Annotated in this window: 23 protein-coding genes; 8 read left to right on the top strand and 15 right to left on the bottom strand. The window is 58.8% G+C overall.

The window, feature by feature from the left end; all coding sequences use genetic code 11:
• Positions 1-13 precede the first annotated feature (13 nt).
• Positions 14-796, bottom strand: a complete 783-nt coding sequence (locus GTU67_RS12475; RefSeq protein ID WP_185780394.1) for a prepilin peptidase — start codon at positions 794-796, stop codon at positions 14-16.
• Between GTU67_RS12475 and GTU67_RS12470 the strand changes: the two genes are divergently transcribed.
• Complete coding sequence (locus GTU67_RS12470; RefSeq protein WP_185780393.1) at positions 795-1442, top strand: copper resistance protein NlpE N-terminal domain-containing protein; 648 nt, start codon at positions 795-797, stop codon at positions 1440-1442. The two genes, GTU67_RS12475 and GTU67_RS12470, sit on opposite strands and share 2 nt — an antisense overlap.
• A gap of 45 nt (positions 1443-1487) precedes the next feature.
• On the opposite strand, the gene GTU67_RS12465 is transcribed toward GTU67_RS12470, so the two are convergent.
• From GTU67_RS12465 to GTU67_RS12450, 4 genes are all read right to left on the bottom strand, one after another.
• Positions 1488-1724, bottom strand: a complete 237-nt coding sequence (locus GTU67_RS12465) for a response regulator transcription factor (protein WP_185780392.1) — start codon at positions 1722-1724, stop codon at positions 1488-1490.
• A gap of 143 nt (positions 1725-1867) precedes the next feature.
• Positions 1868-2713 (bottom strand): pantoate--beta-alanine ligase, encoded by an 846-nt coding sequence (gene panC, locus GTU67_RS12460; protein ID WP_185780391.1) that lies wholly within the window; start codon positions 2711-2713, stop codon positions 1868-1870.
• A 23-nt stretch (positions 2714-2736) separates the two neighbouring features.
• Complete coding sequence (locus GTU67_RS12455; RefSeq protein WP_185780390.1) at positions 2737-3615, bottom strand: segregation and condensation protein A; 879 nt, start codon at positions 3613-3615, stop codon at positions 2737-2739.
• 5 nt (positions 3616-3620) lie between these two features.
• The gene (locus GTU67_RS12450; protein ID WP_185780389.1) at positions 3621-3809 is read right to left on the bottom strand and encodes a DUF3460 family protein; all 189 of its coding nucleotides are present in this window, start codon (positions 3807-3809) and stop codon (positions 3621-3623) included.
• A 139-nt stretch (positions 3810-3948) separates the two neighbouring features.
• Between GTU67_RS12450 and GTU67_RS12445 the strand changes: the two genes are divergently transcribed.
• Positions 3949-5322, top strand: coding sequence for a DHA2 family efflux MFS transporter permease subunit (locus GTU67_RS12445; RefSeq protein ID WP_430459014.1), 1374 nt, complete (start codon positions 3949-3951; stop codon positions 5320-5322).
• A 25-nt stretch (positions 5323-5347) separates the two neighbouring features.
• On the opposite strand, the gene GTU67_RS12440 is transcribed toward GTU67_RS12445, so the two are convergent.
• A complete protein-coding gene (locus GTU67_RS12440; RefSeq protein WP_185780387.1) occupies positions 5348-6190 on the bottom strand; it encodes a helix-turn-helix transcriptional regulator in 843 nt (280 codons plus the stop codon).
• Between the two features lie 3 nt (positions 6191-6193).
• On the bottom strand, positions 6194-9973 hold the full coding sequence (gene metH, locus GTU67_RS12435) for a methionine synthase (RefSeq protein WP_185780386.1): 3780 nt from the start codon (positions 9971-9973) through the stop codon (positions 6194-6196).
• Positions 9974-10108: 135 nt separating this feature from the next.
• Here metH and GTU67_RS12430 point away from each other — a divergent pair, with 135 nt between their 5' ends.
• The 4 genes from GTU67_RS12430 to GTU67_RS12415 all read left to right on the top strand — a co-directional run bounded on the left by GTU67_RS12430 (position 10109) and on the right by GTU67_RS12415 (position 13807).
• Positions 10109-10912 (top strand): thiazole synthase, encoded by an 804-nt coding sequence (locus GTU67_RS12430; protein ID WP_185780385.1) that lies wholly within the window; start codon positions 10109-10111, stop codon positions 10910-10912.
• Positions 10909-11718, top strand: a complete 810-nt coding sequence (gene thiD, locus GTU67_RS12425) for a bifunctional hydroxymethylpyrimidine kinase/phosphomethylpyrimidine kinase (protein ID WP_185780384.1) — start codon at positions 10909-10911, stop codon at positions 11716-11718. Before GTU67_RS12430 ends, thiD begins: the two co-directional genes overlap by 4 nt.
• A gap of 70 nt (positions 11719-11788) precedes the next feature.
• Positions 11789-12469: a protein-L-isoaspartate O-methyltransferase family protein gene (locus GTU67_RS12420; RefSeq protein ID WP_185780383.1), complete on the top strand. Its 681-nt coding sequence runs from the start codon at positions 11789-11791 to the stop codon at positions 12467-12469.
• Positions 12470-13807, top strand: coding sequence for a TolC family outer membrane protein (locus GTU67_RS12415; RefSeq protein WP_185780382.1), 1338 nt, complete (start codon positions 12470-12472; stop codon positions 13805-13807).
• 29 nt (positions 13808-13836) lie between these two features.
• Here GTU67_RS12415 and rfaE2 read toward each other — a convergent pair whose 3' ends face one another.
• The 6 genes from rfaE2 to ubiE form a co-directional block, all read right to left on the bottom strand.
• On the bottom strand, positions 13837-14322 hold the full coding sequence (gene rfaE2, locus GTU67_RS12410) for a D-glycero-beta-D-manno-heptose 1-phosphate adenylyltransferase (RefSeq protein WP_185780381.1): 486 nt from the start codon (positions 14320-14322) through the stop codon (positions 13837-13839).
• Between the two features lie 17 nt (positions 14323-14339).
• On the bottom strand, positions 14340-15194 hold the full coding sequence (locus tag GTU67_RS12405; protein ID WP_185780380.1) for a ferritin family protein: 855 nt from the start codon (positions 15192-15194) through the stop codon (positions 14340-14342).
• 120 nt (positions 15195-15314) lie between these two features.
• Positions 15315-16871 (bottom strand): ubiquinone biosynthesis regulatory protein kinase UbiB, encoded by a 1557-nt coding sequence (gene ubiB, locus GTU67_RS12400; protein WP_185780379.1) that lies wholly within the window; start codon positions 16869-16871, stop codon positions 15315-15317.
• Positions 16871-17506 carry a ubiquinone biosynthesis accessory factor UbiJ gene (locus GTU67_RS12395; protein ID WP_185780378.1) on the bottom strand — a complete coding sequence of 212 codons (636 nt, stop codon included), beginning with the start codon at positions 17504-17506 and terminating at the stop codon, positions 16871-16873. Before GTU67_RS12395 ends, ubiB begins: the two co-directional genes overlap by 1 nt.
• A gap of 165 nt (positions 17507-17671) precedes the next feature.
• Positions 17672-18637, bottom strand: coding sequence for a Tim44 domain-containing protein (locus GTU67_RS12390; protein ID WP_185780377.1), 966 nt, complete (start codon positions 18635-18637; stop codon positions 17672-17674).
• A 79-nt stretch (positions 18638-18716) separates the two neighbouring features.
• Entirely contained in the window at positions 18717-19493 is a 777-nt protein-coding gene (gene ubiE, locus GTU67_RS12385) for a bifunctional demethylmenaquinone methyltransferase/2-methoxy-6-polyprenyl-1,4-benzoquinol methylase UbiE (protein ID WP_185780376.1), read from the bottom strand.
• Positions 19494-19628: 135 nt separating this feature from the next.
• Between ubiE and phoB the strand changes: the two genes are divergently transcribed.
• Together phoB and phoR are read left to right on the top strand one after the other, a co-directional pair.
• Positions 19629-20348 (top strand): phosphate regulon transcriptional regulator PhoB, encoded by a 720-nt coding sequence (phoB, locus tag GTU67_RS12380; RefSeq protein ID WP_185780375.1) that lies wholly within the window; start codon positions 19629-19631, stop codon positions 20346-20348.
• A 2-nt stretch (positions 20349-20350) separates the two neighbouring features.
• Complete coding sequence (phoR, locus tag GTU67_RS12375) at positions 20351-21655, top strand: phosphate regulon sensor histidine kinase PhoR (protein ID WP_185780374.1); 1305 nt, start codon at positions 20351-20353, stop codon at positions 21653-21655.
• Between the two features lie 25 nt (positions 21656-21680).
• Here phoR and GTU67_RS12370 read toward each other — a convergent pair whose 3' ends face one another.
• Complete coding sequence (locus GTU67_RS12370) at positions 21681-25625, bottom strand: DUF3683 domain-containing protein (RefSeq protein ID WP_185780373.1); 3945 nt, start codon at positions 25623-25625, stop codon at positions 21681-21683.
• A 71-nt stretch (positions 25626-25696) separates the two neighbouring features.
• Complete coding sequence (locus tag GTU67_RS12365; RefSeq protein ID WP_249417706.1) at positions 25697-26179, bottom strand: YqaA family protein; 483 nt, start codon at positions 26177-26179, stop codon at positions 25697-25699.
• Between the last annotated feature and the right edge of the window lie 58 nt (positions 26180-26237).

Genomic DNA, 26237 nt, shown 5'->3' with positions numbered 1-26237 from the left:
CACAGACCGCATTTTAGGGCGAGACCACCCATAAAAACACCGCCCCGGCGGCAGAGAGGCACGGCCCGAACGGGAAAGCGCCCGTGAACCCCGGCCGACGACTGAGTAAAAGCGCCGTAAACACGCCCATTATGCAAGCCAGCAATAACACCCAGGGCAACGCCGCCAGCCCAACCCAGGCCCCCAACGCGGCTGCAAGCTTGAAGTCGCCGCCACCCATGCCGTCGTGCCCCCTGGCCCAACGGTACAGCCGGAAGATTGAAAATAAAAACCCATAGCCCGCCATAGCGCCGCCCAGGGCCTGCATGACCCCAACCCCGTACCCCAGCCACGACCAGGCCAGGCCCGCCCACATCAACGGCAATGTCAGCTCGTCGGGCAGAAAACCGGTATACCAGTCGGCAACCGCCAGCACGCCCAATACCGACAAAACCAGAACGAACGCAAACATACCCGCCAGCCCATACGACATGCCCCCGGCCCTCAGGGCCAGCCCCACCCCCGCCAGCGCCCCCAACAAGGCCCAGAATGCACCGTACTGCCAACGCCATCGCACAGGCACATTAACCGAATCGGCAAGCGAAAATGCCCGCACAACCCGGTGCGTGTAACGCAGACCGGCGCAGTGCACCAAAAGCCCCGCCACCAAACCGCCCCCCAGATACAACAACCATAACCCGCCTGACAAGCCGGCCAAGTGCGCCAGCGCCTCGAGCGCGCCGTCCGGGGGATTACCGGCGTGCAGATAGTTGCGTAGAATAAGCGCTGAATCGAATTCTTGATGGAACATCAGCATGCCCGCCCTGAAGAAGCCCACTTTCCGTTTCGGCCTTTTGGCCGTCATTAGCGCCTTTGCCCTTGCCGGTTGCGCAAAGCAGCAATCCCCCGGTTACTACGAAACAGGCCCCGAGTCGACGCTGTCTGATGCGCGATCGCAGGCCCAGGGGCGCAATGGTAAACGCGCGCCGTCACAACTTCAGTTGGGCTTTGGCGACACCGCCGAAAAACCCGCCACCGAGCCAACCGAAAACGCACCACGCGCCACTGTGGCCACCATACGCCCCCTGCTTGAAGCCAAAACCTTTTTAGGCACAACACCCTGCCTGCCTGAAGGCCAAGATTGCCCGGCCACACGCATTACCTTGACCATGGCCCCCGACGGCGAGTGGCGGGCCCGCACCGTACAACTGGGGACATCCAACCCGGTAACCACCTTCGAGCAAGGCTGCTGGGTTGTTGTCGGCACCAACCCCTGGCGTGTCGTACTCGAAACCGACACCAAGGCCACCAAAGAACGGCTTACCTTCCAAACCGACAACATCTTGCGTATAGATGCCATCAACGACAACCGTCCGACGCTTGATTACCACCTGACACGTCAGGCCGAAGTTGACGGCATCACCGAAATGAACGCCCGCCCCAAGCTGAACTGCCGGCCCTGAACATTCTGGGCAATGTCGGCCAAAGGCGGTGCACACCCCTAGGGGTTAATGCGGTTGGGGTTCGTGCAACGACATCATGACCTGCCCGGCCAGCTCGACGGCGTTGCGCACTTTCAGCTTCTGGAAAATACGCGCGCGGTGGGCTTCTATTGTGCGCTGCGACACCCCCAGCTCTGAGGCAATAACCTTGTTGGCCGTACCCCTGACAACATATTGCATGACGTCGCGTTCGCGCGGGGTAAGCACGGCCATAGCCTGGTCTTTGGTATAGGTAAATGTCATATCCGGATGTCTCCTGTGTTGTTATGTCGGCCGATTGTTCCACGTAAAGTAACGGCTGTCTGCTGACAGATCTGACAGGGTAAAAACCGAGGCCCCGACAAACGGGGCCTCAAATGACATCGGGCGCGCGCCAGACGCGTGGGTTAAAACACCTCGAGATTGTCGATAAGTCGTGTTGCCCCCAGCTTGGCGGCCGACAGCACCACCAGCGGCTCCCGTGCTTTGATTTCTTCGACCGATGGGGCGCCCAGATCGCGCTGGCGCCGCAGCGTCAGGTAATCAACATCCCACCCGCGGCCCGTCAACCGGCTTATGGCCGCCTGCGTCAGCTCGACCGCATCGGTTGCCCCGGCCTGCAACTGATCTTGAATTGTGCTCAGGCAAGCATAAAGCTGCGGCGCCTCGGCGCGCTCTTCGGGTGACAGGTAACGATTGCGTGAAGACAACGCCAGGCCGTCGACATCGCGCACGGTTTCGTGAGCCAAAATTTTTACAGGCAACTGAAACTGGCGGCACATATTGCGCACCACCATAAGCTGCTGGTAGTCTTTTTTGCCAAAAACGGCCACACGAGGCTGCACACACGAAAAAAGCTTGAGCACGACCGTACTGACGCCCGTAAAAAAGCCGGGCCTGAACTCGCCTTCGAGGATACCGCCCAGGTCGGGAGGCGGCAGAATCTGGTAGCTTTGGGGCTCGGGGTACATCTCTTTTTCATGGGGCGCAAAAAGCACGTACACGTCACGTTCGCGCTCGAGCTTTTCGATGTCGGCCTGCAGCGTACGCGGATAACGATCGAAGTCTTCGTTGGGCCCGAACTGCAGCCGGTTCACAAAAATACTGGCGACCACCGGGTCACCATGCTGGCGTGCCAGCTTCATGAGCGACAGGTGACCCTGGTGCAAGTTGCCCATGGTGGGCACAAACGACACGCGCAACTGCCCGCGCAGCTGGTCACGCAACTCTTCGATGGTATGAACGACTTTCAAATAGGTCTCCGTAGGCGGGCGTATTAATCGACTGCGCGAATATACGCCAAACGCACGTAAATTGGGGCGTAGGGCTCGGCCTGCGTAATTTCGAGCAACGACTCTCTTGCAAGCTCGAGCATGGCCAGGAAATGCACGACGACAACCGGCACGCCCTGGCCGCTTCTAACGGCTTCGTCAAACAGCTGGGTGAATTCGAGAAACCTGACATCGGACAAACGGCGCAAGATTTTAGTCATGTGCTCACGCACCGACAATTGTTCGCGCGTAATTTTATGATGCGCATTCAGACTGGCGCGTTTCAAGATGTCGGCCCAGGCCTGGCGCAGGTCTTCAGGTGAAACATCGGGCAGCATGCGCTCGACCTGGATGTCCATGAAAGCGTGCGCACGCTGGAAATCGCGACCCAACACCGGTAACGCATTAAGCTTTTGCGCAGCCAGTTTCATTTGCTCGTATTCAAGCAAACGGCGTACCAGCTCGGCGCGCGGGTCGTCAGGCTCTTCGCCGGTATCGGTTTTTTTAACCGGCAACAGCATACGCGATTTGATCTCGATCAGCAGCGCGGCCATCAGGAGGTACTCGCCGGCCAGTTCCAGGTTATGTGACCGGATTTGCTCGACGTAAGACAAGTATTGCTGCGTCACCTCGGCCATCGGGATGTCGAGCACATTGAAATTTTGCTTGCGAATCAGATAAAGCAGCAGATCGAGCGGCCCCTGAAATGTTTCGAGGAACACCTCAAGGGCGTCGGGCGGAATATAAAGGTCTTGTGGCAGCGCAAACAGCGGCTCGCCGTAAAGGCGCGCCAACGCGACGTGGTCGACAACGTCGGGCGTACTGTCGACACTGGGATCAACCAGCGCAGACAGGTCGGGAGGCGTTGCGCCCGGACCAGCCATCAGGCTTATTTAGTTTGGTAAACGTAGGCCGACTGCACAACACGCCCGGCTTTGAACTGCTCTTGGAGCTCGGGGTCGATATGCTTGTCCCACAAGCGTGCCCGGCCCTCGCGCTGACGCTGCTCGGTATCGGGGTGCGCTTGTTTGAACTGCTTGAGGAACTGGGTGATTTCAGATTCGTAATTCTTGGCCATAACCTGGGCTCGCTAAAATAACAGACACGCAAAATTGCCTTTAACCCGCAAGTTTACTTCAGCCGGGTAAAGTTAGAATCTACCCATGAGCAGCACACCCTCCCCCCACTTATCAAATCGCGAACGCGCGGCCATACGCATGATCCCGTTCATTGTGGGGTGCGCCCTGTTCATGCAAATGCTCGACGCCACCGTCGTGGCAACCGCCATTCCTGCCATGGCCGCGGCGCTTGATACCACGCCGGTCAAAATGAACGTGGCCATCACCAGCTATTTGCTGGCGCTGGCGGTGTTTGTGCCCATTAGCGGATGGGCGGGCGAACGCTTCGGCGCCCGCAAAGTATTCATTGTGGCCATTGTTCTGTTTTCGGCCGCGTCGGTAGCCTGCGCGCTGTCGCAAAATCTGCCGCAACTGGTCATCGCCCGGTTGTTTCAGGGGCTGGCCGGGGCCATGATGGTACCCGTGGGCCGGATCATCATGCTGCAACGCACCCCAAAAGAAGACCTGCTCAAGGCTATGTCGTTCCTGGCGATGCCGGCCCTTTTAGGCCCGATTATCGGGCCACCCCTGGGCGGCTTTCTGGTCACCTACGCCTCGTGGCACTGGATATTCCTGATCAACGTCCCCGTGGGTGCGCTGGGTATTTATTTGATTATGAAATACATTCGCCCCGACCTGCCCGCCCACGCCCGGCGCCTGGACTGGCTGGGCTTTATGCTTAGCGGCATTGCGCTGGCCACATTGGTGTGGGGGTTTGAGTCCATCGGGAACGCCGACGCAACGCGCCTGCAAACCCTGGGGCTGATCAGCATCGGCGCAAGCTGCGGCTTGCTGTATGTGTGGCATGCCCGCCATCACCCCCACCCCATCCTTGACCTCAGCCTGCTGCGTATCCCGTCTTTTGCCATATCGGTGCTTGGCGGCAACCTGTGCCGGTTCACCGTGGGCGCCACCCCCTTCCTGCTGGCCATTTTGCTGCAAGTCGCCTTCGACATGTCGGCCTTCGCCGCAGGCCTGATTTCGTTTACAGGGGCCGCCGGCGCCCTGCTCATGAAGTTCATTGCAACGCGCGTCATAGAAACCTTCGGGTATAAAAGAGTGCTGACGATAAATGCGCTGATCTCCGGTGGTTTCACGGCAGCCTGTGCGTTTTTCGAGGCCTCAACACCCTTTTGGGTCATGGTCGCCATTCTGGCAGTGGGCGGCGTATTTCGCTCGCTGCAGTTCACGGCCGTCAATACACTCACCTACGCCCAACTCACGTCGGCACAAATGAGCAAAGCCAGCACATTCGCCGCCATGGCGCAGCAATTGGGAATAAGCCTTGGGGTGGGTTGTGCGGCACTGATCATGAACATCAGCATGAACGCCCGCGGCGCGGCAACATTGGCGCAAGACGACGTTGCCTGGGCATTTGCGGCTATCGGGGCCATTACCGCACTATCGTTCTTTTCGTTTATACGCCTGCCCGCCAATGCCGCAGAACAGCTACACCAAAAGAAAAGACCATAAGCGGCAAGAAATAACCGCAAGCGCTTTACCGGCCGCCTGGCGTGGGCTCGTCTTCCAGCAGCATCACCAGTTTGCAATCGGGCCGGACCGCCAGGTTGAAGGTAATTTGCCGGTAAAAGACCTTGCCCAGGTCAGGATGATAAAACCCGCGCCGGCCGCCCTCGCGTTCAACCACGGTTTGCCGCGTCCACCAGTGCGCAAAAGTGGGGCTTGCGGCCAGCAAGGCATCTATCAGGCGGCTGATCTGGGGCGCGTCGGTATGCGCCACCGTGTCGGCACGAAACTCGGCCACAACCCGTCGCGCCCGCGTTTCCCAATCGACGACCAAATCGAGCGCTGCAGGGTCGAGAAAGATATAGCGCAACAGATTGGGAGAGGCCTCGCCGCCGGGCCAACCACCAAAGAGCCGTTCAAGCGGTACATTGCGAGCCAACACATTCCAGGCCCTGTCAATAATGTAAGCGGGCACAACAATGCTGTCGACGCATGCCTGCAAACCTTCCGGCAACTCTTCGGGAGCCTCTTTACCGTGGTCAGGGTCGGCGCACTCGGCCAGCTCGAACAAATAATGGCGTTCGGCGCGCGTCATGTGCAGCACGTCGGCCAGACGCGCCCAGACGTGGGCCGACACGGAGACGTCGCGCCCTTGCTCGATCCAGGTGTACCAGGTGATGCTGATCCCCGCCAGCTGGGCCACCTCTTCGCGGCGCAACCCGGGCGTGCGCCGCCGCAAGCCCGCGGGCAACCCCACACTTGACGGCGTCACCCGGGCCCGAACGCTGCGCAGGAACTCGCCCAAGGCACGTCGCCGGGCCTGTCCCGGGGGATGATCGGACGCCGCTGCCGAAGACCGGGGTTCGGCGTCCATGGTTTACTTCAACCCAAGAATACTGGACAACGTACGACGTACATCGTCTTCTGGCCGGCCGCTGCGCTGAACGTAGTCGGCTAATTGGTCGGCACCAATATTGCCCACATTGAAATACTGCGACTGCGGGTGGCTGAAATAGAAACCCGACACACTGGACGCCGGATACATGGCGTAGCTGTCAGTCAGCTGCATCTGGATATCGTCAGCATCGAGCACTTGGAACAGCTCTTTTTTGATGATGTGTTCCGGGCAAGCCGGGTAGCCCGGTGCGGGGCGAATACCCTGATATTTCTCGGCAATCATGGCCTCGTTGTCGAGGGCTTCGGCAGGCACATAGCCCCATAAGTCGGTACGAACCCGGGCATGCAGGCACTCGGCAAAGGCCTCGGCGAAACGGTCGGCCAATGCCTTGATCATAATGACCGAATAATCGTCGTTCTGCTTCTCGAATTCGGCTTCCCATTTTTCAATACCCAACCCGCCCGTAACCGCAAACATGCCAATGTAATCGGCCACGCCCGACGACTTGGGCGCAATGAAGTCGGCCAGGCATTTGTTGTCGACGCCCTCGCGCTTGACGCCTTGCTGGCGAACATTGCGCCAGGTAAACAACACTTCACTGCGGCTTTCGTCGGTGTAGATTTCGATATCGTCGTCATTGACCGTATTGGCCGGGTAAAACGCCACTGCGCCGTTGGCCGTCAGCCAGCGGCCGTCGATAATTTTGCGCAACATGGCCTGCCCTTCGGCAAAGACTTTTTGGGCCTGTTCGCCCACCACCTTGTCTTGCAAAATGGCGGGGTACTGCCCGAACAGGCTCCAGGTCTGGAAGAACGGCGTCCAGTCGATGTAGCGCGCCAGCTCGGCCAGGTCGTAGTTTTTGAAAGCGCGACGCCCAATAAACTTGGGACGCGGCGGCGTATACGCCGACCAGTCGATTACCGGCTTGTTGGCCCGCGCCTGCGCAATGCTGACCATGGGCGTTTCTTTGCGGTTGGCGTGGCGCTCGCGAACCTGGTCGTACTCTTTGGCCAGGTCATCGAGATAAACCTGACTTTGGTCAGACATCAGGTTGGTGGCGACACCCACCGACCGGCTGGCATCGGGCACATAAATTACCGGCCCGCTGTAATTGGGCGCAATTTTTACGGCGGTATGCACCCGGCTGGTGGTTGCACCGCCCACCAGCAAAGGCATTTTCCGGCTACGGAAGTAGTCGTCACGCTCCATTTCGGACGCCACGTAAGCCATTTCTTCAAGGCTTGGAGTAATCAGGCCAGACAGCCCGACCATGTCGGCGTTCTCTTCTTTGGCTTTGGCCAGAATTTCGGCACAAGGCACCATCACGCCCATATTGACGACTTCGAAGTTGTTGCACTGAAGCACAACCGTAACGATGTTTTTGCCAATATCGTGTACGTCACCCTTAACCGTCGCCATGACGATTTTGCCCTTGGCGCGTACGTCACCACCTGCAGCAGCAATCTGGCGCTTTTCTTCTTCAATAAAAGGCACCAGGTGCGCAACCGCCTGCTTCATGACCCGGGCAGACTTGACCACTTGCGGCAGGAACATCTTGCCGGCGCCAAACAGGTCACCCACCACATTCATGCCGTCCATCAACGGCCCTTCGATAACCTGAATGGGTCGGCCGCCTTGATCGGCGATTTTCTGGCGGACCTCTTCGGTATCTTCAACAATGAACGTTGTAATGCCGTGCACCAGCGCGTGGCTCAATCGTTGCTCGACCGGGTTCTGACGCCACGTCAGATCTTCTTCTCTTTTCGTGCCCGCGCCTTTGACGGTCTCGGCGTACTCGACCAGGCGCTCGGTCGGCGTGCGCGTATCGGCGTCATCGACCTTGCCCAGCGGCGTCTGGCGGTCAAGCACTACGTCTTCGATCAGATCGAGCAAACGCTTGTCGATATCTTGATAAACACCCAGCTGGCCGGCGTTGACGATCCCCATCGTCATGCCTTCCTGGATGGCGTAATACAGGAATACCGTATGAATGGCTTCGCGAACCGCCTCGTTACCCCGGAACGAGAAACTGACGTTGGACACGCCACCCGACACACGGGCATGGGGCAGGTTCTGGGTAATCCAGCGCGTGCCCTCGATGAAGTCGACCGCGTAGTGGTTGTGCTCTTCGATACCGGTGGCAATGGCAAAAACGTTGGGGTCGAAAATAATATCTTCGGGCGGGAAACCAACCTCTTCAACCAGCAGCTTGTACGCCAGCCCGCAAATGTCGATACGGCGCTGAAGCGTGTCGGCCTGACCTTTTTCGTCGAAAGCCATGACAACGGCCGCGGCACCATACTTGCGGCACAGGCGTGCCTGCGCCAGAAACGCATCGACCCCTTCTTTCATGGAGATAGAATTGACGACCGCCTTGCCCTGCACGCACTTCAGCCCGGCCTCGATGACTTCCCATTTCGAGCTGTCGATCATGATGGGCACGCGGGAGATATCGGGCTCGGACGCCACCATATTCAGGAACCGGCGCATGCACGAGACCGAGTCCAACATGGCCTCGTCCATGTTGATGTCGATGATTTGCGCACCGTTCTCGACCTGCTGACGCGCCACGGCCAGCGCTTCGTCGTATTTTTCTTCGCGAATCAGCCGCAAGAACATTTTGCTGCCGGTCACGTTGGTGCGCTCGCCCACGTTGATAAACAGCGCGTTTTCGTCGAAATTCAGGGCTTCAAGCCCGGACAACCGCGTCATGACGGGGATCTCGGGCACCTGCCGCACGGGCAGGTCTTTAACACGGTCGGCAATGGCGCGGACGTGGTCGGGCGTCGTCCCGCAGCAGCCGCCCACCATATTGACCAAACCCGCCGTTGCAAATTCGCGCAGCAACGATGAGGTGTCTTCGGGGGTTTCGTCGAAACCGGTTTCGGCCATGGGGTTGGGCAAACCGGCATTGGGATAAACGCAAACGTAGGTGTCGCACACCTTTGACAATTCGGCCACGTAGGGGCGCATGAGCGCCGCACCCAACGCGCAGTTCAGGCCAACCGTAACCGGGCGGGCGTGACGAACCGAATTCCAGAAGGCCTCGACGGTTTGGCCGGACAAAATACGACCGGACGCATCGGTTACCGTGCCCGAAATCATGACGGGCAAGCGCACGCCGCGCGCCTCGAAAACGCTTTCGACGGCAAAAATCGCTGCCTTGGCATTCAGCGTGTCGAAAATGGTTTCGATCAGGACGATGTCAATCCCGCCATCGAGCAAGCCCTCAAGCTGTTCGGTGTAAGCCACACGCAGCTCGTCGAACGTCACATTACGGGCCGCCGGGTCGTTGACATCGGGCGAAATAGAAGCGGTTTTAGGTTGAGGCCCCAGTGCGCCGGCCACAAACCGGGGTTTGTCGGGTGTGCTGAACTCGTCGCAGGCCTGACGCGCCAGCCGCGCCGACTCGAGGTTCAGTTCGTAGGCCAGACCAGGCAGGCCGTAGTCGCCCTGGGCAATTGACGTGGCGCCAAAGGTATTGGTTTCAATAACATCGGAGCCGGCCTCGAGGTACTGGCGGTGAATCTCGAGAATGATGTCGGGCCGCACCAATGACAACAGCTCGTTGTCGCCCTTGACGTCGCTGGAGTGATCGGCAAAGCGCTCGCCCCGAAAGTCTTGTTCGGACAGTTTGTATCGCTGGATCATTGTCCCCATGGCGCCATCGAGGACCAGAATGCGGGACGCGAGCAAACGGACGAACTCGGCGCCATGAGTGTAAGACGACAAAGGATAGGGCAACTTGGGATAGGACACGCGTCAAGACCTGTTGAAAAAAAAGACAATTTTGTCCCGTATTGTAGCTTCATGACCCGCGACCCACAGCACGAAAGCGGCGCTGACTCTACAATATGACCATTCGAAGGCACTCTGAATCCGCATAAACCAACCATGAACTCCAACGACCTCTTCACGCTGGCCGGCAAAACCTACGCATCCCGTTTGCTGGTTGGCACCGGTAAATACAAAGACTTCCAGGAAACCCGCGAGGCCATCGACGCCAGCGGCGCCGACATCGTCACGGTGGCTATTCGCCGTACCAACATTGGCCAGAACGCCAACGAACCGAACCTGCTCGACTTCCTGCCGCCCTCACGCTTTACCATTTTGCCCAACACCGCCGGCTGCTTTACCGCCGACGACGCGGTGCGCACGTTGCGGCTGGCTCGCGAGCTGCTCGACGGCCATGCCCTCGTCAAACTCGAGGTATTGGGTAGCGCCGACAACCTCTTCCCCAACATGCCCGAAACCCTGAAGGCGGCCAAAACCCTGGTCGACGACGGCTTTGACGTCATGGTTTATTGCACCGACGACCCGATCCAGTGCCGCATGCTCGAAGATATCGGTTGTGTGGCCGTCATGCCACTGGCCTCGCTTATCGGGTCTGGCATGGGCATTCTTAACCCCTGGAACCTGCGCCTCATCATCGACCAGGCCAGCGTCCCCGTGCTGGTCGACGCCGGCGTGGGCACGGCCTCCGACGCGGCCATCGCCATGGAACTGGGCTGCGACGGGGTACTGATGAACACAGCCATTGCCGGTGCCCAAAACCCCGTCCTCATGGCCAGCGCCATGAAAAAAGCCGTTGAGGCTGGCCGTGAAGCGTTTCTTGCCGGTCGCATGCCGCGCAAATTTTATGCGGCCAGCCCCAGCTCGCCCACCGAAGGTTTAATTCAGTCCAAAACCAAGTCATGACCCCCAATACGCTCACCATCGCAAGCGTCGACCCCTCCGGCGGCGCCGGTATTCTTGCCGACATCAAAGCCATGAGTGCACTGGGCGCCTATGGCACCGCGGTCGTGGCAGCGCTTACTGCGCAAAACACCCTGGGCGTCACCGGCATCGCGCCGGTACCGCCCGACTTTGTCGCGCAACAAATCGACACCTTGTTCAGCGATGTACGCATTGACGCTGTAAAAATCGGCATGCTGGGCCAACAGCCGGTAACGCGCACCGTGGCCGAACGTCTTGCCCACTGGAAGCCGGCGCACATTGTGCTTGACCCGGTCATGATCGCGAAAAGCGGCGATGCCTTGCTCGAAAAACCAGCGATTGCCGAGCTGCGGGAAAGCTTGCTGCCTCTGGCAACAGTCATGACACCCAATTTGCCCGAAGCGGGGGTATTGCTCGAAACCAGCCCGGTCGAGACCCTGAAAGAAATGCGCCGCATGGCCGAACGCCTGCGCCGGCTCATGAACGACAATGGTCACCGATGGGTGTTCCTGAAAGGGGGCCATCTGCCCGGCAACGACACCATCGATGTCCTGTACGATGGCGACAAGCTCATCGAGTTACCGGGTCAGCGCATTGCCACGCGCAACACGCACGGCACGGGCTGCACGTTGTCTGCTGCACTGGCTGCACTGCTGCCGCAAACCGACAGCTTCCCCGAAGCAGCACAGCGCGCCAAAGACTATCTGGTGTCGGCCATCTTGCGTGCCGACGATCTTGCCGTTGGGCATGGCCACGGCCCGGTCCATCATTTCCACCAATGGTGGTGAACGGCTCGGGGCGCCGCCGGCGCCCACGAATGGGTACAATAGGTTCATCTTTATTTTTGCATCGAATGTTATGAACGCCACCGGTCTCTCCGACACCGAACAAGCCCGTTTCAATATGGTCGAACAGCAAATTCGACCCTGGAACGTCTTCGACAAAAAAGTGCTCCAGGCCCTTTTCGACGTCCCTCGCGAGCGCTTTGTGCCGCAAGGCATGCAAGCCATGGCGTTCTCCGATGTCGAGCTGCCGCTCATCATCAATGCCATCGATTCGCACGAAACCATGCTGACGCCCAAAGTCGAGGCCCGGCTGGCGCAAGATCTCTTGCTCGAACCCACCGACTGCGTCCTCGAAATCGGCACCGGTTCGGGTTACCAGGCCGCCTTGCTCGGTCGTCTGGCCCAACAAGTCACCACCGTCGAAATCGACAGCCGTATCGCGGCCTTTGCTACCGAACACCTGCAGCGCGAGCACATCAATAATGTCAACGTCGAGGTGGGCGACGGCCATGCAGGCTGGGGAACCGCCGAATACGACGCCATTTTGCTGACCGGCTCGGTACCCGTCATTCCCGATGCACTCAAGTACCAATTGTGTGTGGGCGGTCGTATGGTGGTGGTGGTGGGCAACCAGCCCGTAATGACGGCCTACCGCATTACACGCACCAGCGCCGCCAGCTTCGAAACCCAGTCGCTATTCGACACCGTCATCAAGCCGCTGCGTGGCACGGCGCAACCTCAGTTCAAATTCTGAATGCGCGGGCGTCGGTGGCATCTCTTTGCAAGCGCCACACTGGCGCTGTGGGCAGGGTCGGTATCGGCCCAAACACAAAACCTGCTCGACATCTGGGGCAAGGCGCTTGAGCGCGACCCGGTATTTGCCTCGGCCAAAGCCAACCGCAACGCCATCCTCGAGAAAGTCCCTCAGGCGCGCGCCCAGCTACTGCCCTTTTTAACCGGCAGCACAGGCGCCGAACTCGACGACGTCCGCCGCACCAACCTCGACCGCGACAGCACCGAAAAAAGAGGCCTCTGGGCCGTCACCCTGACCCAGCCCATTATCGACATCGCCGCCTGGGAACAGCTCAAGCAATCACAGCTCGAAGCCGAATCAGCCGACCTGGCCGTACAACAGGCCTGGCAAGACCTGCTGCTACGCGTTGCCCAGGCCTATTTCGGGGTACTGGCCGCGCAAGACACCCTGGTCACACTCGATGCGCAAAAGCAGGCGATTACCAACCAGCTTGAAGCCGCAAAAAAAGGGTTCGAGCTGGGCAGCGCCACCATCGCCGACACCTACGAAGCCCAGGCCCGTCTCGACCTGATCAACGCCAGCGAAATCGAAGCCCGGAACGCGCTACAGGTCAGCCAAGACCAGCTTCAGAAAATCATCAACGAACGGCCACAAGCGTTGGCCGGGCTGTCGGGCAATATCAACCTGCCCCCGCCGCAGCCGGCGCGCATTACCGACTGGACATCACAAGCCGGGCAAGCCAGCCTTGAAGTTGCCCGGGCCGTATTGTCTACCCGCATTGCCGAAAAACAAATCAACATCGCAAAAAGCGGCCATTACCCCACACTCGACTTCTACGCGCAGTCGGGTAGCGCCTCCGATCGCGGCATATATGGCCCGCAGGCCGGCCCACGATCGGTCGACAGCACCGTCGGGGTGCAATTGTCTATCCCTATTTTTGCAGGTGGCGGCATTTCGTCGCGGGTCCGCGAGCAAACATCGGTGTTGCAACGCACCCGCTACGACCTCGAATCCACACGCCGTCAGGCCGTGCAACTCACACAGCAGTATTTTTCGGGTGTCGTTTCGGGTCTGGCTCAGGTCAGTGCGCTGCAGGCGGCCGAGAAATCAAGCAAAGCCTCGCTCGATGCCAACCAAACCGGCTACGAGGTGGGCGTGCGGGTTAATATCGACGTCTTGAATGCGCAGCAACAGCTGTACGAAACCCAACGCGCTCTGGCCAATGCGCGCTATAACACGTTGCTTAATGGGCTGCGCCTCAAAGCCGTCGCCGGCACCCTCACCGAAGCCGACCTGCGCGCCGTAAACGCCCTGTTAACAAGCCAAAATAACAATTAAGGCGGGTGCTACGGGTCAACCAGGGCCTGCTACGGCTGCCTGACTTTTTTCAGTAACGATGTCGTCGATCGATTAAACCGGAACGGTATCGCCACGGCATCGCCGCCCCATTGCCTGACCGCTGCGGTCTCGGGCAGTGTTTCCATGTTGTAATCGCCGCCCTTCACAATCAGGTCGGGCTTTAACGCCTCGATCAGGGCCTGGGGCGTGTCTTCGTCAAAAACGGTCACGGCACTGACGCATTCGAGTGCAGCCAGCAAGGCCTGGCGATCTTCTTGCGTGTTGATGGGGCGGTCGTCGCCCTTGCCCAGGCGCTTGACCGAGGCATCGGTGTTGACAGCAACGATCAGACTGGCCCCCAGCTGAGCGGCCTCGTCGAGATAGCTGACATGGCCCCGATGCAAGATGTCGAACACCCCGTTGGTAAACACCAGCGGCCGGGGAAATTGACCTTCTCGTACTGCGGCCTCGCACTCGGCGCGCGAAAGGATTTTTTTTTCGAAACGAACAGCCATTACGATGCTGCCCCGCCTTAAACGGCCGGAGAGGTTTCGCGTGTGAGGCTCTTTCGGTAGCGATTGAGGTCTTGTACGGTTTTAAAACTGCTGTCGAGCAGCAACGACAGATTATGCAAAATACGCGAACTGACCTTGCCTTCCCAGTCTTTGTCGAAATGGATTTGCTGATCAAGCCAGGTTTCGAGCCAACCGGGTGAAGGCAGTTTCGATTGCACGGTGTCGTCGGGGAACATGTTTTTATTGACGTGCAAATTGGTGGGGTGCAGCGCCTGCGGCGTACGGTGCGCCGAGGCCATGAGCACGCCAATTTTAGAAAACGCCATGCGGGCCTGCTGACCGATGAGGTCGCCACGCTGGGCCAACGCACGCTTCATGTAACGCAAATAGGCGCCGGCATGACGGGCTTCGTCGTGGGCAATGGTTTGATAAATAGCCTTGATGACAGGCTCGGTGTGCCATTCGGCAGCCCGGCGGTACCAGTGGTTAAGACGAATCTCGCCGCAGAAATGCAGCATCAGGGTCTCGAGCGCCGGTGCCGGGTCGAACTCGAAGCGCACCTTGTGCAATTCTTCTTCGGTGGGCACGAGTTCGGGGCGGAAGCGACGCAGGTACTCGATAAGGACCAGCGAGTGCTTTTGCTCTTCGAAAAACCACACCGACATGAAGGCCGAAAAGTCGCTGTCGTCTTGATTGTCTCGAAGAAACATTTCGGTTGCCGGCAACGCCGCCCACTCGGTGATCGCATTCATCTTGATCGTGTAGGCTTGCTCATCGGAGAGTTTGCTGCCATCAAAATCATCCCATGGAATATCAGTCGCCATATTCCAGCGTACTGCCTCCATTGATTTGAACAATTCAGGGTAAAGCATATTAAATCTCTCTTTAAACGACACTTGACGAACAAAAAACCGCATATTTGCCAAACATACTACGCGAAGAACATCGCAATAATATGTCAGCGGAAAAACGGGCTAACAACAACACAAATTTTAGCGACCGGCAATGACCCAAATGGCTACCCCGATTGCGACTGCAACAACGGCTGCAAACACCATGACCAAACGGTTATTAAACTCTTGCGCCTTGCGCAAGCGGTGCAGCTCTTGCTGCATGCCCGGCAAGGTATCGGGGCGCGACAAGCTGGCGTGAACCAGGCGCGGCAATTGCGGGAGCATCTGCGCCCATTGCCCGGCCTCCTGGTCAAGGCGCTTTTTCAAGCCCTTAAGGCCAATCCGTTCGTGCATCCAGTTTTCCAGATACGGCTTGGCGGTTTTCCATAAGTCGAGGTCGGGGTCGAGATCGCGACCCATGCCCTCGACGTTAAGCAAGGTTTTTTGCAACAACACCAGCTGCGGCTGAATCTCTACATTAAAACGACGCGACGTCTGGAACAAGCGCAGCAATACCTGCCCCAGCGATATTTGCGCCAGCGGCCGGTCGAAATAGGGTTCGCACACAGCGCGCACAGCGCCCTCAAGGGCCTCTTCGCGCGTGGTGGACGGCACCCACCCGGACTCGATGTGAAGCTGGGCCACCCGGCGGTAATCGCGGCGGAAAAAAGCCAGAAAATTCTGCGCCAGATAATTTTTGTCGTGCTCGGACAGCGACCCCACAATGCCAAAATCGAGGGCAATATAGCGCCCCAATGTTTCGGGCGCATCAGATACATAAATATTACCCGGATGCATGTCGGCATGGAAGAACCCGTCGGTGAAGACCTGGGTAAAGAAAATTTCGACCCCCATGCGGGCAAGGTCTTTAATATTGACACCGGCATCTTGCAGACGTTCAATCTGGCTGACGGGTATACCTCGCATCCGCTCCATGGTGAATACCGTGGTTGTGGTGTATTCCCATATCACTTCGGGCACCATCAGCAGGTTTTGCCGACCGGTTTCGGGGCCAAAGTTACGACGCAACTGACTGCAGTTTGCGGCCTCGCGCACCAGGTCAAGTTCGTCGTGCAGGTAAATGTCGAACTCGGCCACGACCTCGCGCGGTTTGAGGCGACGGCTGTCGGGCACCAGACGCTCGATCACACCGGCCAAAATACGCATCAGGGCCAGGTCTTTTTCGATAATCGACAACATGCCCGGCCGCAGCACCTTGACTGCAACGTCGCGCCCGTCGTGCATAACGGCAAAGTGCACTTGCGCAATAGACGCCGACGCCACCGGGTCTTTGTCGAAATGGCGAAACAGCGTCGAGGGCGGCGCGCCCAAGGCCGCTTCAACGCATTGGGCGGCCTTGTCGGACGGAAACGGCGGCACGCGGTCTTGCAACTTGGCCAGTTCAAGGGCCAGATCGGGCGGAATCAGGTCGCGACGTGTTGACAACACTTGCCCAAACTTTACAAATATGGGGCCTAAAGACTCGAGGGCCAGGCGCAACCGGACACCCCGATCGTCGCGCGGCGGGCGACCGAAACGAACAATGCGCAGCAACGAATACGCCACCGGGTGCTTGATGCTGGACAATACCAGCTCGTCGAGCCGGTAACGCAGGGCAATAAAAACAATGCCGACCAGGCGGAAAAGTGTCAGCATCAGTGCCCCCTGCCCGACGCAGCGCGCTGTTCAAGCTGCGCCACGCGACGATCGATTTGATCAAGCTGTTGCAACAGCCGGGCCGTGCGTTCTTGATGAGCCGGCAGATGGGCTTTTGCCATAAGTGTTGGAGACTCTTCGGTAAGGTATTCGGCAACATTACCCGCAAAACGCTGGCTGGCCGCCGCAAAGCCGCGCGAAATGGCACGCGCTCCGGCCATAATGCGTGTCGCGGGGATATCACCGACCACGCGCGCCAGGTCATCCTCAACATCCCATCGCAAGTGGCGCGCCAGGTCAGCCACCACATTAGCCAGGCCGGCATCGCCCTGGATGTGCAAGGCATCAACAATGTGCTCAGGGTCTTGATGACGAATGACGTCGAACAAACGTCCGGTTTGCGTTTCGGGCAATGTCAGCGTGACATCGGGCACGACAGCCGCATCGGCCAGTTGCAATGTGCCTTGACTGCCAATGACCAGCGACACTTCGGCACGCCCCAGGACAAACCTGACGGTTTTACCGGCATGACGTGACAACCGTTCGGCTGCCCAGGGCTCGCGGCGCAGCAGCCGGTTGAAGGCGCTGATGCCTGCCGAGGCAACAAAAGGTGGCGGTGGAAAAAAAGGCAGCATGAATCAATACGCGCGGGCCGCGCGCACTATGACAAGAAAAATGACAGGCCCAAGTTTAACGGTTTTAGCCGCACAACGGTCTACAGACAAAGGGCCGGTGGCCGCACGTGGTGCGACACCGGCCCAAACCACGCCCAGGGGGGCAGGCGCGGACTCACGGGGATTTTAGTTACCGTCGACAGGAATTTGCTGGATACCGGCCAACAACCAGCCCTGGCCATCGGCTTTGTAAAGATTCCAGACCTCTTCAAAGCGGAAGGCTTCGGCACCAGGTGCTTCGCGCAGCATGCCCGAGTACCGGACGCTGGCCAGGTGACCGCCGCTGACGGTTTCAATGCCCAACAGTTCGGCGGTAAGCAACACAATTTCGGTGTGCTCGGCCTTGCCGCCCCGCGCTTCGATTTGCGGCTTGATTTCGGCGATCAGGTCGTCGGTAAGGTAGTCGGACAATTGCGATACGTCGCCGCTGTCCCAGATACGCTGAATTTGGGCAAACTGCTTTTTGGCATTAGCCAGGAAGGCGGGGGTATCGAAGTCGCCGGGGATGAACCAGGACTCGTCAACAGGTGAAGCCACGTCAGCTTCGGGAGCCGCCGATGCACCCTGTGCAGCCACAGGTTGCGCTGATGCACCCGAAGCCGGCTGCCAGACCTCGGCGCTACGCTGCATACCGCCGGCACCCGCTGCCTGGGCGGCCGGGCGCGCTGCACCACCGCGCAAACGACGAACAATGAACAACACGGCAAAAACCAGCAACCCGATCAGCAAGAGGCTGGACATCATTTCGAGGAAAGCGCCCGAGAGCCCCATGTGCGACAACAGGGCCGCAATACCCAGACCCGCAGCTATACCAGCGATAGGCCCCAGAAAACGGGACATGCCGGTTTTAGCCGCTGTACCTGCCGCCGCAGCGCCTGCGGCAGGCGCTGCCGATGTCGCACTGCGCTGCGTGGTGGTTGCCGCCGGCGGTGTAGTTGCCTGACGCTGCTGGGTAACGTTGGTAGACTGACGGCCAAAACTTGAGCCACCGCCCATGCGGCGCGCTTCGGCGTCGAAAGAGACCGCCACCATACCGACAGTGGAAACTGCCAGCAATGCTACGGCCAGAAAACGGGTGATGCGTCGAGACATGTGTTGGCTCCGAACCAAAAAAGGGCAAAAAACTTGTGAATGCACAAGAATCTTACTGGAACCTGAATAATATCTCAAGTCACCCTAAATTAACACCCTCGTGCAGCGCCACCAGGCCAGCCGTAAGATTGAAATAGCGCACACGATCAAGGCCCGCTTCTTTCATCATTGCAGCCAGGGTATCCTGGTCGGGGTGCATGCGAATGGATTCAGCCAGATAACGATAGCTTTCTTCGTCGCCCGCTACTTTTTTACCCAACCAGGGCAAAATATTGAAGGAATACCAGTCGTAGGCTGGCGCCAGCGGTTTGGCCACATGCGAAAATTCGAGCACCAGCAGCTTGCCGCCTGGTTTAAGGACCCGGCGCATTTCAGCCAAGGCAACGTCTTTATGCGTCATGTTGCGCAACCCGAAGGCAACACTAACACGGTCGAAGTAGTGGTCGGGGAACGGCAGCTTTTCGGCATCGCAAACGGCCGTGGGCACCACGAGCCCTTTGTCGATCAGGCGATCGCGGCCCACCCGCAACATAGAATCGTTGATATCGGTTAGCCACACCTGCCCGCTGGGCCCGGCCTTGCGTGCAAACGCCTTGGCCAGGTCGCCGGTGCCGCCCGCAATATCCAGCACCTTCATGCCAGGGCGAACATCGGCGCGCGCAATGGTAAACGCCTTCCAGGCACGGTGCAGGCCCGCCGACATCAGGTCGTTCATCAGGTCGTAGCGCTGTGCAACAGAATGAAAAACCTCGGCAACCTTGGCGGCCTTTTCGGCCTCGGCAACGGTTTTATAACCAAAGTGTGTTGTTGGCCCGGCGTTAGTTTCGTTCTGGCCCGAAGAGGATGTATTTTGCATAGCGCGTATGGTATCCCAAGTATGGCGGGTTCGCGGCTTTTGAACCGCGCCTGACCCGAACATGACAGTTTTCACAAACCTGAAACATTCAAGCCATAATATTGAAGCTTCTTCGGTTATTTTATCCTGCACACCATGAGCACAACCATACTGGTCATTGAAGACGAACCCGCCATCCAGGAGCTGATCTCCGTCAACCTGTCATTTGCGGGGCACAAAGTATTGCGGGCCTTCGACGCCGAGCAGGCGCAAACCCTGATACGCGCCGAGCTTCCCGACCTGATCTTGCTTGACTGGATGCTGCCCGGCGCATCGGGCATTACGCTGGCCAAAAAGCTGCGCGCCGACGAGCGCACCCGGCAGGTGCCCGTCATTATGCTGACGGCCAAGGGCGCCGAAAGCGACAAAATCGAAGGCCTGGAAGCCGGCGCCGATGACTACATCACCAAGCCGTTTTCGCCCAAAGAACTGATGGCCCGCATCAAGGCCGTGCTGCGCCGCCGCGCGCCGCAACTAACCGACGACCTGATTCAAATTGGCACGCTCAAGCTCGACCCGGCCACGCACCGCGTTACCGGTAATGGCCTGTCGCTAACGGTCGGTCCCACCGAATTTCGCCTGCTGCACTTTTTCATGACCCACACCGAACGCGTTTTTTCGCGCGCACAGTTGCTTGATCAGGTCTGGGGCGACCACGTTTTTGTCGAAGAGCGTACAGTCGACGTACATATCCGGCGCCTGCGCAAAGCCCTTGAACCCAGCGGACACGAAAACCACATTGAAACCGTCCGGGGTGCGGGTTACCGCTTTGCCGTGCAGCTACCACAAACACCAGCCAGCGCCGCCGGCGCCTGAACATGCGCAAAACCCTCGCCTCTATCACAACATGGATGGTGCTTGCCTGGGCGGTGGGCTACTGGACAACCCCCACCGCAGGGTGGGTTCTGCTGGCCATCGGGCTGTCGGCCATGGTGCTGATCAGCGGGATGCAGTTAACGCAAATTCGCAGATGGGTGGGCGACCTGTCGTCCCCCCCGCCCCCATCGGTTGGCCCCTGGGACGAAATCATTGCCCCCATTTACCGCGAAATTCGCCGCAACAACTTGCTGGTCAAAGAACTTAACCAGCACATCGACAGCATCATGCTGGCCGCCGAGGCCCTGCCCGATGGCGCCATTACGCTGAACGAAGAAATGATGGTGACCTGGTGCAACCAGACGGCCCGCACACATACCGGGCTTGACCTGCACAAAGACCGCGGTCACAGCATTTTCAATATTTTGCGCTCGCCAGAGTTCAACAAATATGCCCGTCAGTCGACCTGGCCCGAACCCATGCTGTTGCATCACACGGCACAAGACAATGTCGACAGGTCGCTGCTGATCCAGTTAACGCGATACGGCATTGACCAGTACCTGGTGGTCACGCGCGATGTTACCCAGGTCGAAAGGCTCGAAACCACGCGCAAAGACTTCGTGGCCAACGTATCCCACGAACTGCGCACGCCGCTCACGGTGCTGTCCGGGTTTCTGGAAACCCTGCACGACATCCCCCGCGAAGAAATTTCGGACGAGCAACGCATGCATTATCTTGACCTGATGATGCAACAAGCCAGCCGCATGCAGGCCATTGTGGCCGACTTGCTGACGCTGTCCACGCTAGAATCGTCGCCCACCCAGGCGGGTGAGCCGGTTCACATGAAAGAAGTCATTGACCGGGCCCTGGAGCAAGCCAAACTGCTGTCAGCCGGCCAACACGTTTTTGTTGAAAACATCGCCGACAATCTGTACATAAAAGGCATTGAAACCGAACTGGCATCGGCGGTCAGCAATTTGCTGACCAATGCCATCAGGTATACGCCCAAAGACGGCACCATCACCACCAGCTGGTACCTGACCGAATCGGGGCAGGCGTGCTATTCGGTGCAAGACACCGGTATAGGCATTGCCGCACAAGATATCCCTCGTCTGACCGAGCGCTTTTACCGGGTAGACCGCGGCCGGTCACGCGCCACGGGCGGCACCGGCCTGGGCCTGGCCATTACCAAACACGTTGCCATGCGCCACAATGCCGAGCTGCACATACAGAGCCGTGTCGGCGCCGGCAGTATATTTTCGCTGGAATTTGCAGCGTCACGCGTGGTGACGCCGCCCAGCCCATAACAACTTACCCGCCCGGGTGGGTGCCTTAAACCAGCACCCGCTCGATGCCGCCTGCGTTGGCCGACTTCACGTAGTCTTCCATCCACGACTCGCCCAAAACATGACGGGCCATTTCAACCACGATGTAGTCAGCCTGCATGCCGGTATCGCCCTCGTAGCGCGATAAGCCCTGCAAACACGACGGGCACGAGGTCAGGATTTTGACCTGGCCGTCGTAACCATCGGCCCGAACTTGCGCCGTATTCTTGACCAGCTCTTCTTGCTTGCGGAAACGCACCTGGGTTGAGACGTCGGGGCGGCTGACGGCCAACGTACCCGACTCGCCGCAGCAGCGGTCTGTTTTGACCGCACTGTCGCCCACCAGCGCCTTGACCGTTTTCATCGGGTCTTGCAGCTTCATGGGGGTATGGCAAGGGTCGTGGTACATGTACCGGCTACCCGTTACGCCCTCAAGCTTCATCCCCTTTTCAAGCAGGTACTCATGAATATCAATAAGGCGGCAGCCGGGGAAAATCTTTTCAAACTCGTAGCCGGCCAACTGGTCGTAACAGGTACCGCAACTGACCACGACGGTTTTGATGTCGAGGTAATTTAACGTGTTGGCCACCCGATGGAACAGCACCCGGTTGTCGGTGATGATTTTCTCGGCCTTGTCGGTCATGCCATTGCCGCGCTGCGGGTAACCACAACACAAATAGCCCGGCGGCAATACCGTTTGTACCCCGGCATGCCACAACATGGCCTGTGTCGCCAACCCCACTTGCGAGAACAGGCGCTCGGACCCACAGCCCGGGAAATAGAAGACGGCTTCGGTGTCGGCTGTCGTCGAGGACGGATTACGGATGATGGGCACGTAATTGGCGTCTTCGATGTCGAGCAACTTGCGCGCCGTTTGCTTGGGCAAGCCCCCCGGCATTTTCTTATTGATGAAATGCACGACCTGTTCGCGGATAGGCGCTTTGCCTATCGTGGCCGGCGGCTGCTCGACCTGCTTGCGCGCAGGCGCCGCCAACAAATCGTGGGCAAACCTTTGTGCCTTGTAGCCCAGGTCGACCATGGCCGTGCGGGTTGCCTTGATAACGCGCGGATCTTTGGCATTAAGGAAGAACATGGCGGCCGTCGTGCCCGGGTTGAACGATTTTTTACCCATGCGGCGCAACAAAGCACGCATTTCCATGGAGACATCGCCAAAGTCGATATCGACAGGACAGGGGTTATAGCACTTGTGACACACCGTACAGTGATCGGCCACATCTTCAAACTCGGACCAATGCTGCAAACTGATGCCGCGCCGGGTCTGCTCTTCGTACAAGAAGGCTTCGATAAGCAGTGACGTTGCCAGAATTTTATTGCGTGGCGAATACAGCAAATTGGCACGTGGCACATGCGTTGCGCAAACCGGCTTGCACTTGCCGCAACGCAAGCAGTCTTTGATGGCCGTGGAAATGGCGCCGATTTCGCTTTGCTGCATGATGAGCGACTCGTGCCCCAGCAAGTTGAAGCTGGGCGTCCAGGCATGGCGCAAGTCGGCGCCGGGCATCAGTTTGCCGGCGTTAAACCGGCCCTGCGGGTCGATGCGACGCTTGTAGTCCTGGAAGGGTTGCAGCTCTTCCTGGGTCAGAAACTCGAACTTGGTCAAACCAATGCCGTGCTCGCCCGAAATGACGCCATCAAGGTCGCGGGCGATTTGCATGATGCGGGCCACGGCCTCGTTGGCCTCGCGCAGCATCTCGTAGTTGTCGGAATTGACGGGAATATTGGTGTGAACGTTGCCATCGCCGGCGTGCATGTGCAACGCCACAAAAACCCGGCCTTTAAGCACCCGGTCGTGGATAGCCTGGATTTCGGCCAGAACCGCCGCACAGGCCGCCCCTGCAAAGTAGCGCTCCATCAGGGCACGGACTTCGGTCTTCCAGGAAATTCGGAGGGTATGATCTTGCACTACATCGAAAACACGCACACCCGGCTGTTGCGTGACGCGCTCGGCAAGCACCTGCACGGCATCAGACATGCCAATGGACGGCAGCACGGCAAGCGCCTGGTCAAGCGGCATATCGAGATTCTCGAGCAGCCATGTCCAGCGCTTGCGTACATCGCGCAGGGTATCGAGCGCGTCTTGTGTGCGGTCATGCAGGATGTCGGCGCGAGTTTGCTCGGCGTCGTCGGCATCTTCCGATTTGCCCACTGGCAAATCGCCACTGCCCAAAAAGATTTCAAGGGCATCGAGCAGGCGCAACTTGTTGCGGGTAGACAGTTCGATGTTGATCCGTTCGATGGCGTCGGTGTATTCGCCCATACGGTCCAGCGGAATCACGACGTCTTCGTTGATTTTGAACGCGTTGGTATGACGCGCGATGGCTGCGGTACGTGCGCGATCGAGCCAGAATTTTTTACGGGCCTCGGCACTGACGGCCACGAACCCTTCGCCGTGGCGGGTATTGGACAAGCGCACCACTTCGCTGGCAGCCGTGGCAACAGCATCGGCATCGTCACCGACGATATCGCCGATAAGCACCATTTTGGGCAAGCCGCCGCGCTTGCTTTTTGTGGCGTAACCCACGGCACGCAGATAGCGTTCGTCGAGGTGTTCGAGCCCGGCCAGAATGGCCCCTTTTTGGCGTCCGGTGCTGTCGAGGTAGTCTTTAATTTCGACAATCGACGGAATGGCATCGCGCGCCTGGCCGAAGAACTCGAGACAGACCGTGCGCGTATGGGCCGGCATGCGATGCAACACCCAGCGCGCCGAGGTAATCAGGCCATCGCAGCCCTCTTTCTGGATACCCGGCAAGCCCGCCAGGAATTTGTCGGTCACGTCTTTGCCCAACCCGGCTTTGCGGAACCGGCGACCCTCGATCACCAGGGTTTCGGTGCGCAACAAACGCTCGCCCGGTGCAGCGCTGCCATCAAACCACTTGACCTCGAATGTCGCTTCGGCAACGTCGTGAATCTTGCCCATATTGTGACCAATACGGGTTACCTCGAGCCAGTTGCCGTCGGGGTCGACCATACGCCACCAGGCCAGGTTGTCGAGCGCCGTACCCCACAGCACGGCTTTCTTGCCCCCGGCGTTCATGGCCACGTTACCGCCCACACACGACGCCTCGGCCGAGGTGGGGTCGACGGCGAACACAAAGCCTGCTGCTTCGGCCGCTTCGGTAACCCGCTTGGTTACCACACCTGCGCCCGACCACACGGTGGCCACAGGCTGCTCGACCCCGGGCAGGGTTGTCGTTTCAACCGCCCCCAACTGGTCGAGCTTTTCGGTGTTGATGACGACTGAGCGCCAGGTAAGCGGGATAGCGCCCCCGGTGTACCCGGTGCCGCCGCCCCGTGGAATGATTGTGAGTTCGAGCTCGATACAGGCGCGCACCAAGGCAGCCATTTCGCGCTCGGTGTCGGGCGTTAAAACAACAAAGGGGTACTCAACACGCCAGTCGGTCGCGTCGGTAACGTGCGATACCCGCGACAAACCGTCAAATTTGATGTTGTCTTTGGCCGTGACCTTGGCCAGACGACGCTGCACTTTCTTGCGCAGCTCGCGGGTTTGCTCGAACTCGTATTCAAACGCGCTGAGCGCCCCACGGGCTGCTTGCAGCAGCAATACGACCTTGTTATCTCGATCGGGATCGCTGGGGTCGCGACGACGATCGATTTCCGAGAGTCGGTGCTGCAGCGCCTCGATCAGCATGGCCAGGCGCTTCGGGTTCTCGAGGAGATCGTCTTGCAAGTATGGGTTGCGACGCACCACCCAGATATCGCCCAGCACCTCGAACAGCATGCGAGCCGAACGCCCCGTACGCCGCTCTGTACGCAAATCGGAAAGCCAATGCCAGGCTTCTTCGCCCAACAACCGGGACACGATCTCGCGATCGGAGAACGATGTGTAGTTGTAGGGGATCTCGCGCAAACGCGGCACGTCTGGCGAAGGCGATTTAGAGGCAAGCAGCTGACTGGCTAGAGGGGCGTTCATGAAGTCGCATTCAAAAGGGTGACATGGTTAACCCTCAGTTTACTTCATCAGTCAAGCCGGCGACGAGACCATCACGACCCAAAAAACCATGAAACCGAGAGGGCCAAAGCCACGTAACGCAAGCATTTGCCCACGGCAATGTAAAAGACCGATGTCCAAAATGGCAGCTTCAGCCAGCCGGCCACGGCGCATAACGGGTCACCAATGACGGGCAGCCACGACAACAAAAGCACCGGAGCACCCCAGCGGCGTGTCCAGGCGTGCGCTTTCAGCGTCCAGCGGCCGGCTTGCGACGGGTTTGCATAGTGCTCGTAGACTGCTTCGGCGCCCCGGCCCATGCCATAGGTGATCACGCCCCCCAGCGTATTGCCCAACGTTGCGACAGCAATCGCCGCCCACAACATATCCGGGGCAACATTCAAATACGCCAGCAACACGGCCTCTGACCCCATGGGCAACAGCGTGGCCGAAACCAGACTGGCCAGAAAAATGGCCGTCAACCCGGCCTGCGGCAGCGCCAGGGCCCGGAAAAGCCCGTCAAACAAGTCCATCATTGCAATTTCCATGGCGTGCAGTGTAGCGTCAAGCCGCCATTTTGCTGTGGTAATCTAG

It is taken from the genome of Pusillimonas minor (assembly GCF_014237865.1).
In the GTDB taxonomy this organism is placed as follows: domain Bacteria; phylum Pseudomonadota; class Gammaproteobacteria; order Burkholderiales; family Burkholderiaceae_B; genus Neopusillimonas; species Neopusillimonas minor.
Note: the sequence above shows the minus strand (reverse complement) of the source record. Positions and strands in the feature narration are given on the sequence as shown.